14 protein-coding genes and 1 pseudogene are annotated in these 16,619 nt (G+C 62.6%); 9 read left to right on the top strand and 6 right to left on the bottom strand.

Going from position 1 to position 16,619, the window contains the following annotated elements; all coding sequences use genetic code 11:
* Positions 1–174: 174 nt before the first annotated feature.
* From M2400_RS25555 to M2400_RS25540, 4 genes are read left to right on the top strand one after another with little or no spacing between them, the layout of a single operon-like run.
* On the top strand, positions 175–876 hold the full coding sequence (locus M2400_RS25555; RefSeq protein ID WP_010166737.1) for an ABC transporter permease: 702 nt from the start codon (positions 175–177) through the stop codon (positions 874–876).
* Positions 873–1,586 carry an ABC transporter permease gene (locus M2400_RS25550; protein ID WP_008434490.1) on the top strand — a complete coding sequence of 238 codons (714 nt, stop codon included), beginning with the start codon at positions 873–875 and terminating at the stop codon, positions 1,584–1,586. Before M2400_RS25555 ends, M2400_RS25550 begins: the two co-directional genes overlap by 4 nt.
* Before the next feature lie 3 nt (positions 1,587–1,589).
* Complete coding sequence (locus M2400_RS25545) at positions 1,590–2,435, top strand: ABC transporter ATP-binding protein (RefSeq protein WP_259198878.1); 846 nt, start codon at positions 1,590–1,592, stop codon at positions 2,433–2,435.
* A gap of 12 nt (positions 2,436–2,447) precedes the next feature.
* Positions 2,448–2,945 carry an Lrp/AsnC family transcriptional regulator gene (locus M2400_RS25540; protein ID WP_177040846.1) on the top strand — a complete coding sequence of 166 codons (498 nt, stop codon included), beginning with the start codon at positions 2,448–2,450 and terminating at the stop codon, positions 2,943–2,945.
* Positions 2,946–3,062: 117 nt separating this feature from the next.
* Here M2400_RS25540 and M2400_RS25535 read toward each other — a convergent pair whose 3' ends face one another.
* From M2400_RS25535 to M2400_RS25515, 5 genes and pseudogenes are all read right to left on the bottom strand, one after another.
* Complete coding sequence (locus M2400_RS25535) at positions 3,063–3,896, bottom strand: TIGR03915 family putative DNA repair protein (RefSeq protein ID WP_259198879.1); 834 nt, start codon at positions 3,894–3,896, stop codon at positions 3,063–3,065.
* Entirely contained in the window at positions 3,893–5,113 is a 1,221-nt protein-coding gene (locus tag M2400_RS25530) for a putative DNA modification/repair radical SAM protein (RefSeq protein ID WP_259198880.1), read from the bottom strand. The genes M2400_RS25535 and M2400_RS25530 overlap by 4 nt, the downstream gene beginning before the upstream one ends.
* A 65-nt stretch (positions 5,114–5,178) precedes the next feature.
* A pseudogene (locus M2400_RS25525) lies at positions 5,179–5,265 on the bottom strand (outer membrane lipoprotein carrier protein LolA); the annotation flags it as partial.
* 31 nt (positions 5,266–5,296) lie between these two features.
* Positions 5,297–6,634, bottom strand: a complete 1,338-nt coding sequence (locus tag M2400_RS25520; RefSeq protein ID WP_259198881.1) for a lysine N(6)-hydroxylase/L-ornithine N(5)-oxygenase family protein — start codon at positions 6,632–6,634, stop codon at positions 5,297–5,299.
* A gap of 127 nt (positions 6,635–6,761) precedes the next feature.
* Complete coding sequence (locus M2400_RS25515; RefSeq protein WP_177040838.1) at positions 6,762–7,244, bottom strand: sigma-70 family RNA polymerase sigma factor; 483 nt, start codon at positions 7,242–7,244, stop codon at positions 6,762–6,764.
* Positions 7,245–7,565: 321 nt separating this feature from the next.
* Between M2400_RS25515 and M2400_RS25510 the strand changes: the two genes are divergently transcribed.
* The 3 genes from M2400_RS25510 to M2400_RS25500 are packed head-to-tail and all read left to right on the top strand — an operon-like array spanning position 7,566 to position 12,108.
* Positions 7,566–8,738 (top strand): efflux RND transporter periplasmic adaptor subunit, encoded by a 1,173-nt coding sequence (locus M2400_RS25510; RefSeq protein WP_177040836.1) that lies wholly within the window; start codon positions 7,566–7,568, stop codon positions 8,736–8,738.
* Complete coding sequence (locus tag M2400_RS25505; protein ID WP_259198882.1) at positions 8,739–10,709, top strand: MacB family efflux pump subunit; 1,971 nt, start codon at positions 8,739–8,741, stop codon at positions 10,707–10,709.
* A 7-nt stretch (positions 10,710–10,716) separates the two neighbouring features.
* Positions 10,717–12,108 (top strand): efflux transporter outer membrane subunit, encoded by a 1,392-nt coding sequence (locus tag M2400_RS25500; protein WP_259198883.1) that lies wholly within the window; start codon positions 10,717–10,719, stop codon positions 12,106–12,108.
* Between the two features lie 30 nt (positions 12,109–12,138).
* Here the strand turns inward: M2400_RS25500 and M2400_RS25495 are convergent, their stop codons facing one another.
* On the bottom strand, positions 12,139–13,755 hold the full coding sequence (locus M2400_RS25495) for a twin-arginine translocation signal domain-containing protein (protein WP_259198884.1): 1,617 nt from the start codon (positions 13,753–13,755) through the stop codon (positions 12,139–12,141).
* Positions 13,756–13,941: 186 nt separating this feature from the next.
* Between M2400_RS25495 and pvdM the strand changes: the two genes are divergently transcribed.
* Both pvdM and M2400_RS25485 read left to right on the top strand, forming a co-directional pair.
* On the top strand, positions 13,942–15,306 hold the full coding sequence (gene pvdM / locus M2400_RS25490) for a pyoverdine-tailoring dipeptidase-like protein PvdM (RefSeq protein ID WP_177121194.1): 1,365 nt from the start codon (positions 13,942–13,944) through the stop codon (positions 15,304–15,306).
* Between the two features lie 2 nt (positions 15,307–15,308).
* Complete coding sequence (locus M2400_RS25485; RefSeq protein WP_177040826.1) at positions 15,309–16,598, top strand: aminotransferase class V-fold PLP-dependent enzyme; 1,290 nt, start codon at positions 15,309–15,311, stop codon at positions 16,596–16,598.
* Positions 16,599–16,619 lie beyond the last annotated feature (21 nt).

Raw genomic sequence — 16,619 nt, 5'->3', positions numbered from 1 at the left:
ACGCCCCCCCCCGTAGCAGCTGTCGAGCGCCAGCGAGGCTGCGTTGGCCGCACTGCAGCCCTCGAGCCAAGCCAAGTACAGAGGCGCGCCTGACGCAGCCTCGCTGGCGCTCGACAGCTGCTACGGGGGGGTAGTTAGAGATGCGTTGTTTCACCCCACAGAGATCTCCCCTCCATGAATGAATTCCTCAACTTGCAAGGCTTCGGCCCGCTGCTGGCTCAGGGTGCCTGGATGACGGTCAAGCTGGCGTTCCTGGCGCTGGTGCTGAGCCTGTCCCTGGGCCTGATCGCCGCCGGCGCCAAGCTCTCCAGCGTCAAGCTGCTGCGGGTTCCGGCCACGCTCTACACCACGCTGATTCGCAGCGTGCCGGACCTGGTGCTGATCCTGCTGATTTTCTACAGCCTGCAACTGTGGCTGAACGACCTGAGCGAAATGCTCGGCTGGGCCTACTTCGAAATCGACCCGTTCACCGCCGGCGTCATCACCCTCGGATTTATTTACGGGGCGTATTTCACCGAGAACTTTCGCGGGGCGATCCTCAGCGTGCCCGCCGGCCAGTTGGAAGCCGCCACCGCCTACGGCCTGAGCCGCTGGCAGCGCTTTCGCCTGGTGCTGTTCCCGCAGTTGATGCGCTTTGCCCTGCCGGGCCTGGGCAATAACTGGCTGGTGCTGCTCAAGTCCACGGCACTGGTGTCGATCATCGGCCTGTCGGACCTGGTCAAGGCCGCACAGAACGCCGGCAAGACCACCAACGACCCGCTGTATTTCCTGATCCTCGCGGGCCTGGTGTACCTGGTGATCACCACCCTCTCCAACCGCATCTTCAAGCGCCTGGAACGGCGCTACAACGTGGGCATCAAGGGGATGGCACGATGATCGAACTGATCCAGCAATACGGCCTGGCCTACCTCTTCACCGACGGCAACGGCTTTTCCGGGGTGGCCATGACCCTGTGGTTGTTCATTATCTCGGTGGTACTGGGCTTCTTCCTGTCGATCCCGCTGGCCATCGCGCGGGTGTCGGAGCACTTCTGGATTCGCTGGCCGGTTGAGGTCTACACCTACCTGTTTCGCGGCACGCCGCTGTATATCCAGTTGCTGATTTGCTACACCGGCCTCTACGGCCTGGACGTGGTGCAGGACAACGCCCTGCTCAACCAGTTTTTCCGCAATGCGCTGAACTGCACGCTGCTGGCGTTTGTGCTGAACACCTGCGCCTACACCGTGGAAATCTTCGCCGGGGCGATTCGCAACATCCCCCACGGCGAGATTGAAGCGGCCAAGGCCTACGGCCTGCACGGCTGGCGCCTGAACCTGTTCGTGGTGGTGCCCGCCGCGCTGCGTCGCGCATTACCGGCCTACAGCAACGAAATGATCCTGATGCTGCACGCCACCTCCCTGGCGTTCACCGCCACCATCGCCGACATCCTCAAGGTGGCCCGCGACGCCAACGCCGAGACGTTCCTGACGTTCCAGGCCTTCGGCATCGCGGCCCTGTTGTACATGCTGCTGTCCTTTGCACTGGTGGGCCTGTTTCGACTGGCCGAACGTCGCTGGATGCGTTTTCTTGTTCCTACCCGAGGCTAACCCATGACTCAGTCCGCGCAGGCCCTGGCCGCTTATCCCACCGATGTACGCCCTGCCTCCAAACCGGTGGCCGTGGCCGAAAACGCCAACGTCAAACTCCAGGTCGAAGGCCTGCACAAACGCTATGGCGACCATGAGGTGCTCAAGGGCGTCTCCCTCAACGCACGCAATGGCGACGTGATCAGCCTGATCGGCGCCAGCGGCTCCGGCAAAAGCACGATGCTGCGCTGCATCAACTTCCTCGAACAGCCGGACGCCGGGGTCATCACCCTGGACGGCATCAGCATCGAAATGCAGCAAGGCCGCGCCGGCACCCGCGCGCCGCACCAGGCGCAACTGCAGAACCTGCGCACCCGCCTGGCCATGGTGTTCCAGCACTTCAACCTGTGGAGCCACATGACCGTGCTGGAAAACATCACCATGGCCCCGCGCCGGGTGCTGGGGGTGAGCGCCGCCGAGGCGGAAAAACGCGCACGGATGTACCTCGACAAGGTCGGCCTGCCGGGCCGGGTGGCAGACCAATACCCGGCATTCCTTTCCGGCGGCCAGCAACAGCGGGTGGCCATCGCCCGGGCCCTGGCGATGGAACCGGAGATCATTCTGTTCGACGAACCCACCTCGGCCCTCGACCCTGAACTTGTAGGAGAAGTCCTTAAAGTCATACAGACGTTGGCTGAGGAAGGTCGTACCATGCTCATGGTCACCCACGAAATGGGCTTTGCCCGGCAGGTGTCCAGCCAAGTGCTGTTTCTGCACCAGGGGCGCGTCGAGGAACAAGGCGCAGCGGAAATCCTCGACCAGCCGAACAGCGAACGCCTGCAGCAATTTCTTTCCAACCGATTGAAGTGAACACCACACACCATGGATACCAAGGCCACCGGATCGAACGCCTCCCCTGTGCTGGACCGCATCGATGAAGCCATCATCGACGTGTTGCGGCACCAGGGGCGCATCACCTACGAAAAACTCTCGTCGCTGGTGCACCTGACGCCCAGGCCGTGCCTGGAACGGGTGCGTAAACTGGAGCGACGCGGGGTGATCCGGGGGTATGGGGCAATCATCGATGTACAGATGGTTTCGCCGGGGTTGTCACTGCTGGTGCTGGTGGCCCTCTCCAACCAGAGCGGGCGCTCGGCGCAGAAGGCCTTCGAGGCCTGCGTCAAAGCCTGCCCGCAAGTGTTCGAATGCCAGTTGATCAGCGGGCCGTTCGACTACAGCCTGCGCATGCGCTGCCGGGACATGGAGCACTATCGGGTGCTGACGGAAACCTGGTTGAACAACGACGAATTGCACATTGATAAATTGGTGGCGCATCCGGAGTTGGCGGTCGTAAAAAACACCGCGACTGAACTGGCCTGAACCTCATTCCCCGAAACACCGAAGATCAACTGTAGGAGCTGGCTTGCCGGCGATAGCATCACCTCGGTCTAACTGAAATACCGAGCCGCCTGCATCGCTGGCAAGCCAGCTCCTACATTAACCGTGCCCGCTTGAGATTCTCTTGCCCGGCCTGGCCCCAATCATCTTCGCCTGCCCATCCCGCTGCTTGCCCGTACGCGCCTCGCTGATCAACCCCGGAATCAACTTGCCCTCCGGCAGATTCTTCCAGAACCGGCTCGGCAAATGCCCTTCCATCACCTTGGGATTCAACCGCGCCGGGTTAAAGATATGGCTGTAATACGTCAACCACATCGCACTGTGGGGATCCTCGACATTCTGCGCCAGTTGCTGCCACTCCACCGGGCACTGCCGCTGGTGAGTCAACTGCTTCCCATCGTAATAAACCCCATCCAGCGGTGTAGCGATCATCCAGCGATGGCGCCCCATGCGCCCGACAAAATGCTGACTGGCCACCTTCAAGATATCGTGAGCCGGCTCATGCCAGGCCACATACTCCGGCAACTCCACCCCCGCCCCCGCCGGCAATGCGATAAACCGCACAAACGCATGCAGGTGATGGGCCTCGCGCTGCACCTGCTTGATCCGCCGCTGCAACTCGCTGCCCAGCTTGTCACCCGACATCATCGCCGTGCGATCACCATGGCTCACGCGCCATAACACCTCATACAGCAGGCTCCAGCGCTGCTCACCGTGATAACACGCGGCAGACTCCAGCAGCTCCAGCAGCGCCTTGGGAATCCGCGCCTGGAACGGCCCGCACTCGGCCGGGTACTGCTCGTCGGTGGCAAACAGGTCCGCCACCTCGGCCACGCCCCAACTCACATGGCTTGGGTCAATCTGATGGCTGAGCAACCAGCGCGCCTGCTCGCGCCAGGTGCCGAACAGGTTGTCGCACTCCAGGCTGATCATCCCCACAGCCCCATCTGCTGCGGCTGCGGGCGATCCCGCAGTTGCTCACGCAGCAGCACGCTGGTGCTTTCCGCCTGCTGCGGGTGGTAGTCGCTGGTGATGAAAAACGGCTTGGCCTTGGCCAGCACGCAACGCATGCGCGCCAGGTCTTCGAAGCGGATCTTGCGCTGGCGGCGCAGGTCCACCAGCCGCTGGGTGGTGCGCAGGCCGATCCCGGGTATACGCGCAATCAGCGTCGCCTCGGCGCGGTTCAGGTCCAGCGGGAACACCTCGCGGTGCTCCAAAGCCCAGGCCAGTTTCGGGTCGATGTCCAGGGCCAGGTCACCCGGCCCTTCGAACAGTTCATTGGCGCTGAACCCGTAGCTGCGCAGCAGGAAATCCGCCTGGTACAAGCGGTGCTCGCGCATCAACGGTGGCGCGGCCAGGGGCACGCTTTTGGGGCTATTGGGAATCGGGCTGAACGCCGAGTAATACACCCGGCGTAACTTGAAGTTGCCGTACAACGCCTCGGCGCTGTGGAGGATGGTGCTGTCGTCGGTGTCATCGGCGCCGACGATCATCTGCGTGCTCTGCCCCGCCGGCGCAAAACGTGGTGCGCGGGGTTCGTTGAGTACGGTCTGTTCACCGGTGTAGATGGTTTGCATCGCCTGCTTGATCGAAACAATCTGCTTCTCGGGCGCCAGGGTCTGCAGGCTCTTGTCGGTGGGCAACTCGATGTTCACGCTCAGGCGATCGGCATAGCGCCCCGCCTCGGCAATCAGCGCCGGGTCAGCTTCGGGAATGGTCTTGAGGTGGATATAGCCGCGAAAGTCATGCTCTTCGCGCAGCAGTTTGGCCACCCGCACCAACTGCTCCATGGTGTAGTCGGCCGAACGGATGATGCCGGAGCTGAGAAACAGCCCGCTGACGCAGTTGCGCCGGTAGAAATCGAGGGTCAGGGTCACCACCTCCTCCGGGCTGAAGCGTGCACGGGGCACGTCGCTGGAGCGGCGGTTGACGCAGTATTGGCAGTCGTAGAGGCAGAAGTTGGTCAGCAATACCTTGAGCAAGGATACGCAGCGACCGTCGGGCGTGTAGCTGTGGCAGATGCCCATGCCATCGGTGGAACCCAGCCCCGCCTTGCCCTCCGAGCTGCGCTTGGGCGCGCCGCTGCTGGCGCAGGACGCGTCGTACTTGGCGGCGTCGGCGAGGATGCTGAGCTTTTCGATCAACTGCATGGGGCTTCTACCGATACTGGTTTTTTGTACAGTATCAGCAGCTGCGCGCCAATTCCAGTGCCGTCTGTAGGAGCGAGCTTGCTCGCGAAAAACCTGAGAGCGCCGCGTTGAATCAGGATGCCAGCGTTATCGTTGGCGACCTTCGCGAGCAAGCTCGCTCCTACAGTGGGCAGTGGGCGGTCCTCAGCTAGCCGTCGCCAGTAAGAGGTCCTGCACCGAACGGCTCTTGCCGCGGTTGCGATCGTGCTCGTACAGCGACGCGGCAATCTCGTCGGCACGGATCGGCAAGATCGACAGCAAGGTGTCGCTCAAGCCATGGCTGGCCTGGCTGAAGCCCTGCATGTAGATGCCGGCCTTGCAGCGCTCGTCGGTGACGATGCGATAGTCGCGGCTGACTTCGAAGTCGCCCATATAGTCGGCCAACGGCGCCAGCAACTGACGGTGCATCTGGCGTTCGTAACCGGTGGCCAGCACCACGGCGTCGTAGTGGTTGAGGCTGGTCTCGCCAGTGGCGTTGTTGCGCAACGCCAACTCGACGCCCAGCGGCCCGGCCGTGGCTTTTTCCACGGTGGTCAGGGTACGGAACGCGTGACGGGCAATGCCGGAGACTTTCTGGCGGTAGAAGATCCCGTAGATGCGCTCGATCAGGTCCAGGTCCACCACCGAATAGTTGGTGTTGTGGTACTCGTTGACCAGGCGCTCGCGCTCGCTGCCGTTCTGCTGGAACACCAGGTCGGTGAATTCCGGCGAGAACACTTCGTTGACGAACGGGCTGTCGTCCGCAGGCTTGAGGGCCGAGCCGCGCAGGATCATGTCCACCTGCACCGACGGGAAACTGTCGTTCAGGTCGATAAAGGCCTCAGCCGCGCTCTGGCCGCCGCCGATGATCGCAATGCGCATCGGCTTGCCGTCCACACACGGCTGCTGGGCCATGCGCTCCAGGTACTGGGAATGATGGAACACCCGCCCGTCCTCCTTGAGCGCCTTGAAGGACTCGGGAATGCGCGGCGTGCCGCCGGCGCTGACCACCACCGAACGGGTGGTGCGCACATGCTGCTCGCCCTGCCCATCCCGGGAAATCACCCGCAGCGCCTCGACCTGCTGCTGATGCAGGATCGGCTCGATGGCCAGCACTTCCTCACCATAACGGCTCTGCGCCTGGAACTGCCCGGAAACCCAGCGCAGGTAGTCGTTGTACTCCATGCGGCACGGATAGAAGGTGCCCAGGTTGATGAAATCCACCAGGCGGCCGTGGGCTTTCAGGTAATTGACGAAGGAATACGGGCTGGTGGGGTTGCGCAGGGTCACCAGGTCCTTGAGGAAGGAAATCTGCAATTCGCTCTGGGTCACCAGGGTGTTGCCATGCCAGCGGTAGTCGGCCTGCTTGTCGAGAAACAGCACGTCCAGCTTGCCCTGGGCTTTCTCGCGTTCCTGCAGGGCGATGGCCAGCGCCAGGTTCGAGGGGCCGAACCCGATACCGATCAGGTCGTGAACGGCGGGCGATGCAATTGCCTGTGTCATTCCAGTGTCCTCTGGATAAGCCCCGTGGCAGTGGGGCGGGAAAGCCTCAGAGACCTGAAGGCACAGCAACAGGTCGTGTGTTGATAGGAGACGAGGACAATGAAAAAAAATTTAGCTGGCGCTGGAATCAGTGCGCATCCCACTCACGCATGCGCGCTCGGCAATGCTTCATGGCATTGACGATGTGTTTTTCCACCAGCGCGCGGGAAATACCCAGGCGCCCGGCGATTTGCAGGTGGGACAGACCATCGATCTTGCGCAGCAGGAAGCTGTCGCGGCAGAGCGCCGGCAACTCCGCCAGCGCGCGCTCCAGCATCTCCAGGCGCTGGTCGTGGTCCAGGCAGTGATGGGGCGAAGAAAGCGCAAAGCGCTCCTCGCTGTCGAGTACTTCCAGAGGTTCATCCTGGCGCAGAGCGTTGCGTCGATGACCGTCGATCACCAGGTTCAGCGCCGTGCGATAGAGAAACGCCCGGGGCTGCTCGATCGGAACCTCACTGGCGCGCCCCAGCACCCGCACATAAGCGTCATGCACCACATCTTCGGCCACCTGGCGGTTGCCCAGCTTGGCGTTGAGGAAACACACCAGCTCGCGATAGTAGTTTTCCAACATGACTCCCGGCCGCCTGGGGGCGGCATTAGGTCCTTTGAGTACGAAGATAACGGCCGATTCGGTGATGCAGCACGATGATGGCAGTTTGAGGCATGTGTAATTTATAGTAATTCTCATCTAGTTTTAAACAAGACTTGCATAAACGACCCAATAATTTATCTCCAGCACCTGTAACCGCATATGTAACAGCCTAAATTTCCGGGCAAATTCCTCGTTTACCTTGCAGCTTCCCGCACCTGTTGCTTGATCGGCGGCCCCAGGCTTGTGTCCTGAGGCGACCCGAGTGAGTGGCAGCCCGACCGTCCCTGGCTGGAACCCTGCATGAACCGTCCCCGACAAACCCGGCGCGCCCTGGTTGTGGCACTTTGCCTGATCCCGATGATGGCCGTCGCTGCCTGGCAATTCATACCGCCCGGGCGCGACAAATTCGCCACTCTTGAAGTGCGCCGCGGCGATATCGAAAGCAGCGTCACCGCCCTCGGTACCTTGCAGCCCCGGCGCTATGTCGACGTCGGCGCCCAGGCCTCCGGGCAGATCCGCAAGATTCATGTTGAAGCCGGCGCCCAAGTCAAGGAAGGCGACCTGCTGGTGGAGATCGACCCATCCACCCAGCAAGCCAAGCTCGACGCCAGCCGCTTCTCCGTGGAAAACCTGCAAGCGCAATTGCAGGAGCAGCGCGCACAACATCAACTGGCCCGGCAGAAGTACCAGCGCCAGCAGCGACTGGCAGCCGGCGGTGCGACCCGCGAAGAAGACGTACAAACAGCCCAGGCGGAGCTCGACGCCACCCAGGCGCGCATCGACATGTTCCAGGCACAGATTCGCCAGGCCCAGGCCAGCCTGCGCAGCGACCAGGCCGAACTGGGCTATACACGCATTTACGCGCCTATGTCCGGCACCGTGGTCGCCCTTGATGCGCGCGAAGGCCAGACCCTCAACGCACAACAACAGACGCCACTGATCCTGCGGATTGCCAGGCTATCGCCAATGACCGTCTGGGCCGAAGTCTCGGAAGCCGATATTGGCCACGTCAAGCCGGGCATGACGGCCTACTTCACCACCCTCAGCGGCGGCAACCGGCGCTGGACCAGCACGGTGCGGCAGATCCTGCCGGTGCCGCCCAAACCACTCAACGAAACCAGCCAGGGTGGCGGCAGCCCGAGCAGTTCGAGCAAGAGTGGCAGTGGTCGCGTGGTGCTCTACACCGTGTTGCTGGATGTGGACAACGCCGATAACACGTTGATGGCCGAAATGACCGCCCAGGTATTTTTTGTCGCCAGCCAGGCCAGCGACGTGCTGACCGCGCCCGTTGCCGCACTGCAGGTAGGCGCCCACGCTGACAGGCAGCTCGCCCGGGTCGTGACCAGGGATGGCAGCATCCAGGAGCGCGAAGTGCGAGTCGGCATCAGCGACCGCCTGCGGGTGCAGATCCTCGACGGCCTCAATGAAGGTGACCACCTGCTTATCGGCCCCGCTGATGGCAGCGGAGGTTGAATGTTGCCCCCTCTGATCGAACTCAAGGACATCCGCAAATCCTACGGTGGCGGCGACAGCCCGCAAGTCGACGTGCTGCGAGGGATCGACCTGTCGATCCACGCCGGTGAATTCGTGGCGATTGTCGGCGCCTCCGGCTCCGGCAAATCCACACTGATGAACATCCTCGGCTGCCTCGACCGCCCCACCGCTGGCGACTACCTGTTTGCCGGGGAAAACGTCGCCCACCTGGGCAGTGACGAACTCGCCTGGCTGCGCCGTGAAGCCTTTGGTTTCGTATTCCAGGGCTACCACCTGATTCCCTCAGGATCAGCCCAGGAGAACGTCGAAATGCCGGCGATTTATGCTGGCATCAGCGCCGCTGAACGCCACGCCCGCGCCAGCGCCCTGCTCACCCGGCTGGGGCTGGCAGAGCGCACAGGAAACCGCCCTCATCAGCTGTCGGGCGGCCAGCAGCAAAGGGTATCCATCGCCCGGGCACTGATGAACGGCGGCCATATCATCCTCGCCGACGAACCCACCGGCGCCCTCGACAGCCACAGCGGCGCCGAGGTCATGACCCTGCTGGACGAGCTCGCCAGCCAGGGCCATGTGGTTATCCTCATCACCCACGATCGTGAAGTGGCGGCACGGGCCAATCGCATCATCGAAATCCGCGACGGGCTGATCATCAGCGACAGCGCCGACACCTCGCACACCAAGCCCGCGCTCACCTCGGGCGCCTTGCAAGCGGTAGACCTGCGCCAGCGGCTGGCCAGCGGCGCCGAGCACAACGGTGCGTGGAAGGCCGAACTGCTGGACGCCGTGCAAGCGGCCTGGCGCGTGATGTGGATCAACCGCTTTCGCACCGCACTGACCCTGCTGGGCATCGTGATCGGTGTGGCCTCGGTGGTCGTGATGCTGGCGGTAGGCGAAGGCAGCAAGCGCCAGGTAATGGCACAGATGGGCGCCTTTGGCTCGAACATTTTGTATGTCAGCGGAGCGGCGCCCAACCCGCGCACCCCGCCTGGCATCATCACCCTTGGCGATGTCGCCGCCCTCGCCTCACTGCCTCAGGTCAAACGCATCATGCCAGTCAATGGCGCCGAAGCCGGTGTACGGTTTGGCAACGTTGACCATATGGCCTATGTCGGCGGCAACGACACCAACTTCCCGGCGATTTTCAACTGGCCAGTGGTCGAGGGCAGTTACTTTACCGAGGCGGATGAGCACGCCGCCGCCACCGTGGCGGTCATCGGCAAAAAGGTCCGTGACAAATTGTTCGGTGACGCCCGCAACCCCATCGGGCAGTACATCCTGATTGAAAACGTACCCTTCCAGGTAGTGGGCGTGCTTGCCGAGAAAGGTGCCAGCTCCGGCGACAAGGACAGCGACGACCGCATCGCCATTCCCTACTCCGCCGCCAGCATTCGACTGTTCGGCAGCTACAACCCCGAGTACGTAGTGATCGCCGCGAGCGACGCGCGGATGGTCAAGGAAGCGGAGCAGGCGATTGACCAGCTACTGGTGCGGCTGCACAACGGCAAGCGTGATTTTCACCTGACCAACAATGCCGCGATGATCCAGGCCGAAGCCAGGACCCAGAACACCCTGTCATTGATGCTCGGCGCAATTGCCGCGATTTCGCTGCTGGTCGGTGGGATCGGCGTGATGAATATCATGCTGATGACGGTGCGCGAACGTACCCGTGAAATTGGCATCCGCATGGCTACCGGTGCACGCCAACGCGATATTTTGCGCCAGTTTCTGACCGAGGCAGTGATGCTGTCGGTGGTCGGGGGCATAACCGGGATTGGACTGGCGCTGCTGGTCGGCGGCGTGCTGATCCTCAGCGACGTGGCAGTCGCCTTCTCGCTGGTGTCGGCTGTCGGCGCCTTCGCCTGCGCCCTCGTCACCGGCGTCATCTTCGGCTTCATGCCGGCCCGCAAGGCGGCTCGACTTGACCCGGTCACGGCCCTTACCAGTGAATGAACGCCCTATGAAAGCACACTTGACGCTCCTCGCCGCCAGCCTGCTGCTCGCGGCCTGCAGCAACCCTGCACCACGCCCGGACAGTGGCTTGCAAGCACCCGTTGCCTGGAACGAAGCCGCCGACAGCCGGGTACGCGACAACCGGCAATGGTGGATGAGCTTCACCAGCCCACAGCTCAACCGCCTGATCGAGCAGGCGCGAACCGGCAGCTACGACCTGGCGAGCGCCACCGCCCGCGTGCGCCAGGCCCAGGCCAGCGCCGTAATCGCAGGCGCACCGTTGCTGCCCGAACTCAAGGGTGGGCTGAACGCCAGCCGCCAGAAACTGTTGCATGGCAAGGGCTACAGCCAACTGAGCGCCGACAGCGATGACAGGGCCGTGGATTACTTCGACGCCAGCCTGACCGCCACCTATGAGATCGACTTCTGGGGGGGCAAGCGCGCTGCCCGTGACAGCGCCTTACAAGAGGTGCGCGCCAGCGAGTTTGACCAGGCCACCGTGGAACTGACCCTGCTCAGTGGCGTCGCCACCCTTTACACCCAAGTGCTGGCACTCGGCGAACAGTTGCATATTGCCGAACTCAACCTGGCCAATGCACAAGACGTACTGGCGCTGGTGCAGACCCGCTATGACTCGGGGTCTGCAACGGCCCTGGAGTTGGCGCAGCAAAAGAGCCTGGTGGCTACCCAGCAGCGACAACTGCCGCTGGTGCGCCAGCAAGCGCAGGAAGCCCGGGTCAGCCTTGCCGTCTTGCTGGGCCAGCCGGTCCAGACGCTGACCCTGGACCCGCAACCCTTCAATCAACTGACCTGGCCAGACATCGCGGCCGGTGTTCCCAGCGAACTGTTGAGCCGACGCCCGGACATCGCCAGCGCCGAGGCGCGACTGGCAGCGGCCCAGGCCAATGTCACCGTCGCACGCGCTGCCATGCTGCCCAGTGTGACCCTCACCGCCAACCTGGGCTCGGGTGCCGACCGAGCCGCCGACATCCTGCGCAGTCCGTTTTACAACCTCACGGGCGGCCTGATTGCCCCGATCTTCAACAATGGACGCCTCAGTGCCGAGCGCGACAAGGCCAGCGCGCGCCAGGAGGAGCTGCTGCAAACCTATCGTGGCGCGATCATCAACGGCTTTGCCGACGTGGAAAAGGCCTTGAGCAACATTCGCGGACTGGACGAACAACGCCAATGGCAGGACGAGGAGTTGCGACAGGCCCAGACCGCCTTCCAGATTGCCCAGAGCCGCTATCAGGCCGGGGCCGAGGACCTGCTTACAGTGCTCGAAACCCAGCGCACGTTGTATGCCGCTCAGGACCTGAACGTGCAACTGCGCCAGTCACGGCTGACGGCCAGCATCGCCCTGTACAAGGCACTCGGTGGCGGCTGGCAGGTACGCTGAGACCTGCCAGACCTGCGCGAGCCTGCTGACCTAAAGGATCTTCAAGTGGCGCGCGTACCACGGACGGCGAGGCACCTTGCGAAACAGCTGTGCGAGTTTGTCTTCGTCGGCGCTGAAGGTGATACGCAGCGCAAGCTTCATGGTTTCCGGGTCCATCTCCATCGACTTTCCCACTTGCAACCCTGGCGTCGTGCTGCACCCGTGCGTCACCGGGCCCAGCCACGGGTCGTCGACTTCCACCCAGCGTCCCGGCGCAAACCAGGGCACACCATTGACGTGCAAGCGGCTGACTTCTCCCGGGTGAAAGCGCTCGTGAGCCCGGAACCAGTCTTCAATACGGTCGTCGATCCAGCCATGAAAATGCCAGAACACCGGATTGACGTGGGACGAGAACGGATCACCCAGAAAGTCATTTTCGGCGGCGTACCAACGCGGTGAGAAGTCGTCCAGTTCACGCGCCAATGGCACGGGTGCGCCATTGGAAGGATCACGCGGCACCGAGGCCCAGCGCATGTGCAGCCAGTCGTGCAAGCCCAATTCGATTTCAGAACCGAACTGACCCAGGGTCAGTCGCGACAGGTAACGAGGGTCGGTGTACCGCGATTCCCAGACCTGGAAATTGCCGTGAAAGGTATCCGCCTGCTTGATATCACTGATCCAGCGGGTGAACGCTGCATCCCCGGGGGCCGTCCAGGTCGGCGGCAAGGCGAAGCCATCATGATTATCAAAGTAACGCGCAAAGCCTTCACGGTCGCGGTCCAGCTCTGGCTGTGGCGTGGGAAAGCACGGCCACGACGGCAAGTCCTGCATGGACCTCGCCGTACTCAGCATGTGCCGGTGCATGAAAAAGAAGTCGACACCTGAGCCGTTACGGTCCTTGTGCACGCCCCGGGCGTCGCGCTCGGTGTCGCGGGGACCAGGCTGCCAGCCGATACCGCGCAACGCATTGCGTTTGTCTTCAGGCAGGGTGTGCCACTTGTCCCGGGACGCATGCCAGAGCTGATGGAACAGGCGATGTTCGGGCGAAACCAGCCAGGCGAGCAGGGGCGGGTTCAAACCAATGCGCTGGCGCGCCTCGGGGAACAGCCGCTTGGTGGCGACAAAACGATTGGCCAGTGCCGGCAAGGACAGCGGCCGATCCAGTGGCGCGATGTGCCCGCTGAGGGTACCGCTGCCCGCATTGCCGAACTCGGCCCACACCTCGTCGTGTTTCACGCTCAACTCATAGACCGGCACGGGTACCCCGGCCTCGGTACGCAGGAGTCGCCAGTACAGTTCAGGCGCGCCCGGCTCGGCCAGCTCACCACGCACCTGGTAGCGCGGCGTTGCACCGCTGCGCAAGACCTCGGCAGTATCCAGCCAGCCGCTCAGGCCTCGGCCACGCGGGGCAACATCAAGAAACAGCTCCAGGCCTTCCAGGGGCAACCCCTGCAGCCCGGCATCCGCGCCGTCGAAACGAATGTCCCAGATGCCACGCAACTGATTGGCCAGGTGCTGGCCAGGGGCATCCGCCAACTCGACTGTCGCCTCGCCGGGCGTGATGGGTTCTTCCTCCCGGGTCAAATGCCGATGTGCATAGTAAGCCGCCGGCACTGCTGCACCCGTCACCGCCAGACCTGCAATAAATCCCCGCCGCGAAATCGTCATTGCCCTACCTGTTTCAGCCATGGAGCAGGCCTTATCCAAGCTAAAACGTTTAGCCGCCGGGCAAATTTACCGTTCACGCGCGCGCCGATGCGCCCGAGCTAAATTTCTGCCCGGGCCACTCGTTCTTCCCTGATAGCAAAGGCCCCCTGTGCCTGGACCTTGACCGCGAACCTGACAGAGATGGCAATGATAAAACGACGTTCGAAAAAAGCCCTGTTCATCGGCCTGCCCCTGGTATTGGCGATCAGTGCCGGCGCAGGTTTCCTGGCGTGGGAATACGGTTTTGGAACCGGCCCGGGCTACCCCCTCAAACTGATGAAGCAGGCTGACGAGCTGCAGGACCGGATCATTTCCTTCGACAGCCATATCACGGTGCCTCTCGACTTTGGCACCGAAGGGCACGAAGCCGACAAGGACGGTCCTGGCGAATTCGACCTGGCCAAGGCCGCACGCGGAAGACTCTCGGCGGCGGCCCTGACGATTTTCGGTTGGCCAGAGTTGTGGAACGGCCCCAACGCGCCCCACAAACCAACCGCCGGCTTCGTCGAAGAGGCCCGCAACCAGCAGGAAGTTCGCTACAAGATCATCAGCGCCATGGTGCGCGATTACCCAAACCAGGTGGCGATCGCCTACACCCCGGATGACATGCGGCGCCTGCATGGCGAGGGCAAGTTCGCGATTTTCATCAGCATGCTCAATGCCTACCCCTTGGGCCATGACCTCGACCTGCTGGATCAGTGGGCAGCCAGGGGCATGCGCATGTTCGGGTTCAGTTACGTCGGCAATAACGACTGGTCCGACTCCTCCCGCCCGCTGCCCTTTTTCAACGACTCGCCGGACGCCCTTGAAGGGCTTTCCGACATCGGCAAGCAGGCCGTACACCGCCTAAACGACCTGGGTGTGATCATCGATGTGTCGCAAATGTCGACCAAGGCCCTGATGCAAGTCGCTCAGTTGAGCCGCACCCCCATGGTGGCCTCGCACTCGGCCCCACGGGCCATGGTGGACATCCCGCGCAACCTCAGTGACAAGGAGCTGCAACTGATCAAAAACAGTGGCGGCGTGGTCCAGGTGGTGGGCTTTTCTGCCTATCTACGCCCATTGACCCAGGCCACCCAGGACAAGCTCAACGCCCTGCGCGCCCGCTTCGACCTGCCACCGCTGCCCAACCAGGCCGTGGCCCTGATGCCCGGCGACCCGATCATTGCTGCCTGGCCTGAACAGAAGTTCGGCCAGTATGCCCAGGCGCTGTACGCGATCCTGGACGAAGAACCGAAGGCAAGCCTCAAGGACCTTGGCGACGCCATCGATTACACCGTCCGCAAGATCGGCATTGACCACGTCGGCATCGCGTCCGACTTCAATGACGGCGGCGGCATCAAGGGCTGGAAGGATGTCAGTGAGGCTCGAAATGTCACCGCCGAACTGCTCCAGCGCGGCTATTCGGAAGCGGACGTTGCCAAATTGTGGGGCGGCAACTTCCTGCGGGTGTGGGACCAGGTGCAAAAAGCAGCCAAACCCGCCAGCCCCATTGCCGGGATAAGCCATTGATCATGAATGACCGTCGTCGCTTTCTGAAACAGGCCGGCCTGATCGCTGCTGCACTGCCTTTGGGCTGCACCCTTGCCCAGGCCAACCAGGGCGCCCCGGCCGCCAGCCCTGCGTCCACCGGACACGACCGCTGGAGCCAACTGCGCCAGCTGTTCCTGCTGGACCCGGATTACCTGCACTTCTCGAACTTCCTGATCACCTCCCATCCCACCCCGGTACGCGATGCGATCGCGCGGCACCGTGCCGACCTGGACCGCAACCCGGGCCTGGCGATGGACTGGGACCTCGAGGAAACCTGGAAACGCGAAGCCCAGGTTCGGCATTGGGCCGGACAGTACCTGGGGGCCAGGCCCGGGCAAATCGCCCTGACCGGCAGCACCACCCAGGGCCTGGCGATGATCTATGGCGGGATTCACGTACGCGCCGACCAAGAGATCCTCACTACCGAACACGAGCATTTCTGCACACAGAGCATTTTGGAATTTCGCACCCAAAAGGAAGGCACAGCGGTGCGCAAGATCAGGTTGTTCAAGGACCCTCACCAAGTGTCCACCGACGAGGTCATTGCCTCGATCGCCAGCAACATCCGCCCTAACACCCGCGTGCTGGGCATGACCTGGGTGCAATCAGGCAGCGGGGTGAAACTGCCACTTGCCGAAATCGGTGCCCTGGTGGATGAACATAACCGCAACCGCGACGACAAGGACCGCATTCTCTATGTGGTGGATGGCGTCCATGGGTTTGGCGTCGAAGACCTGAGCTTCAACGCCATGAACTGCGACTTTTTTATCGCAGGTACCCACAAGTGGATGTTCGGGCCCCGCGGCACCGGCATCGTCTGTTCACGCTGGGAGGAGGCAAAGTACGTGACGCCCAGTGAGCCGACCTTTTCCGAAGACACCAACTTTGCCACCTCAATGTCCCCTGGCGGCTATCACGCCTTCGAACATCGCTGGGCACTGGACGAGGCCTTCAAACTGCACCTGGGGCTTGGAAAACCCCAGGTGCAGGCACGCATTCACCAGCTCAACGACTATATCAAGCACCGTTTGCAAGAGCTGCCGGCCGTTGAACTGGTCACGCCGCTGAGCCCCGAGCACTCCGCCGGCTTCACGTTTTTTCGGGTCAAGGGCCGCAAAAGCGATGAGATCGCAGCGCGCCTGATGGCCCAGCGGGCCGTGGTGGACGCCGTGCACCGCGATGTCGGCCCGGTGATTCGAACCGCCCCCGGCCTGCTCAACAACGAAGATGAGATCGACCGTTTCATGGCGCTGCTGAACAAGCAGGTGTAAGCCATTACGCCGCCAGGATGA

Origin of the sequence: Pseudomonas sp. BIGb0558, assembly GCF_024807515.1 — a bacterium.
Lineage (GTDB): Bacteria > Pseudomonadota > Gammaproteobacteria > Pseudomonadales > Pseudomonadaceae > Aquipseudomonas > Aquipseudomonas yamanorum_A.
This window is presented reverse-complemented; position numbering and strand designations above follow the sequence as displayed.

Excerpts from the sequence above, each read along its gene's own strand:
- M2400_RS25555 (WP_010166737.1), top strand. The coding sequence starts at position 175 with ATGAATGAATTCCTCAACTTGCAAGGCTTCGGCCCGCTGCTGGCTCAG.
- M2400_RS25550 (WP_008434490.1), top strand. The coding sequence starts at position 873 with ATGATCGAACTGATCCAGCAATACGGCCTGGCCTACCTCTTCACCGAC.
- M2400_RS25545 (WP_259198878.1), top strand. The coding sequence starts at position 1,590 with ATGACTCAGTCCGCGCAGGCCCTGGCCGCTTATCCCACCGATGTACGC.
- M2400_RS25540 (WP_177040846.1), top strand. The coding sequence starts at position 2,448 with ATGGATACCAAGGCCACCGGATCGAACGCCTCCCCTGTGCTGGACCGC.
- M2400_RS25535 (WP_259198879.1), bottom strand. The coding sequence starts at position 3,896 with ATGATCAGCCTGGAGTGCGACAACCTGTTCGGCACCTGGCGCGAGCAG.
- M2400_RS25530 (WP_259198880.1), bottom strand. The coding sequence starts at position 5,113 with ATGCAGTTGATCGAAAAGCTCAGCATCCTCGCCGACGCCGCCAAGTAC.
- M2400_RS25520 (WP_259198881.1), bottom strand. The coding sequence starts at position 6,634 with ATGACACAGGCAATTGCATCGCCCGCCGTTCACGACCTGATCGGTATC.
- M2400_RS25515 (WP_177040838.1), bottom strand. The coding sequence starts at position 7,244 with ATGTTGGAAAACTACTATCGCGAGCTGGTGTGTTTCCTCAACGCCAAG.
- M2400_RS25510 (WP_177040836.1), top strand. The coding sequence starts at position 7,566 with ATGAACCGTCCCCGACAAACCCGGCGCGCCCTGGTTGTGGCACTTTGC.
- M2400_RS25505 (WP_259198882.1), top strand. The coding sequence starts at position 8,739 with ATGTTGCCCCCTCTGATCGAACTCAAGGACATCCGCAAATCCTACGGT.
- M2400_RS25500 (WP_259198883.1), top strand. The coding sequence starts at position 10,717 with ATGAAAGCACACTTGACGCTCCTCGCCGCCAGCCTGCTGCTCGCGGCC.
- M2400_RS25495 (WP_259198884.1), bottom strand. The coding sequence starts at position 13,755 with ATGACGATTTCGCGGCGGGGATTTATTGCAGGTCTGGCGGTGACGGGT.
- pvdM (WP_177121194.1), top strand. The coding sequence starts at position 13,942 with ATGATAAAACGACGTTCGAAAAAAGCCCTGTTCATCGGCCTGCCCCTG.
- M2400_RS25485 (WP_177040826.1), top strand. The coding sequence starts at position 15,309 with ATGAATGACCGTCGTCGCTTTCTGAAACAGGCCGGCCTGATCGCTGCT.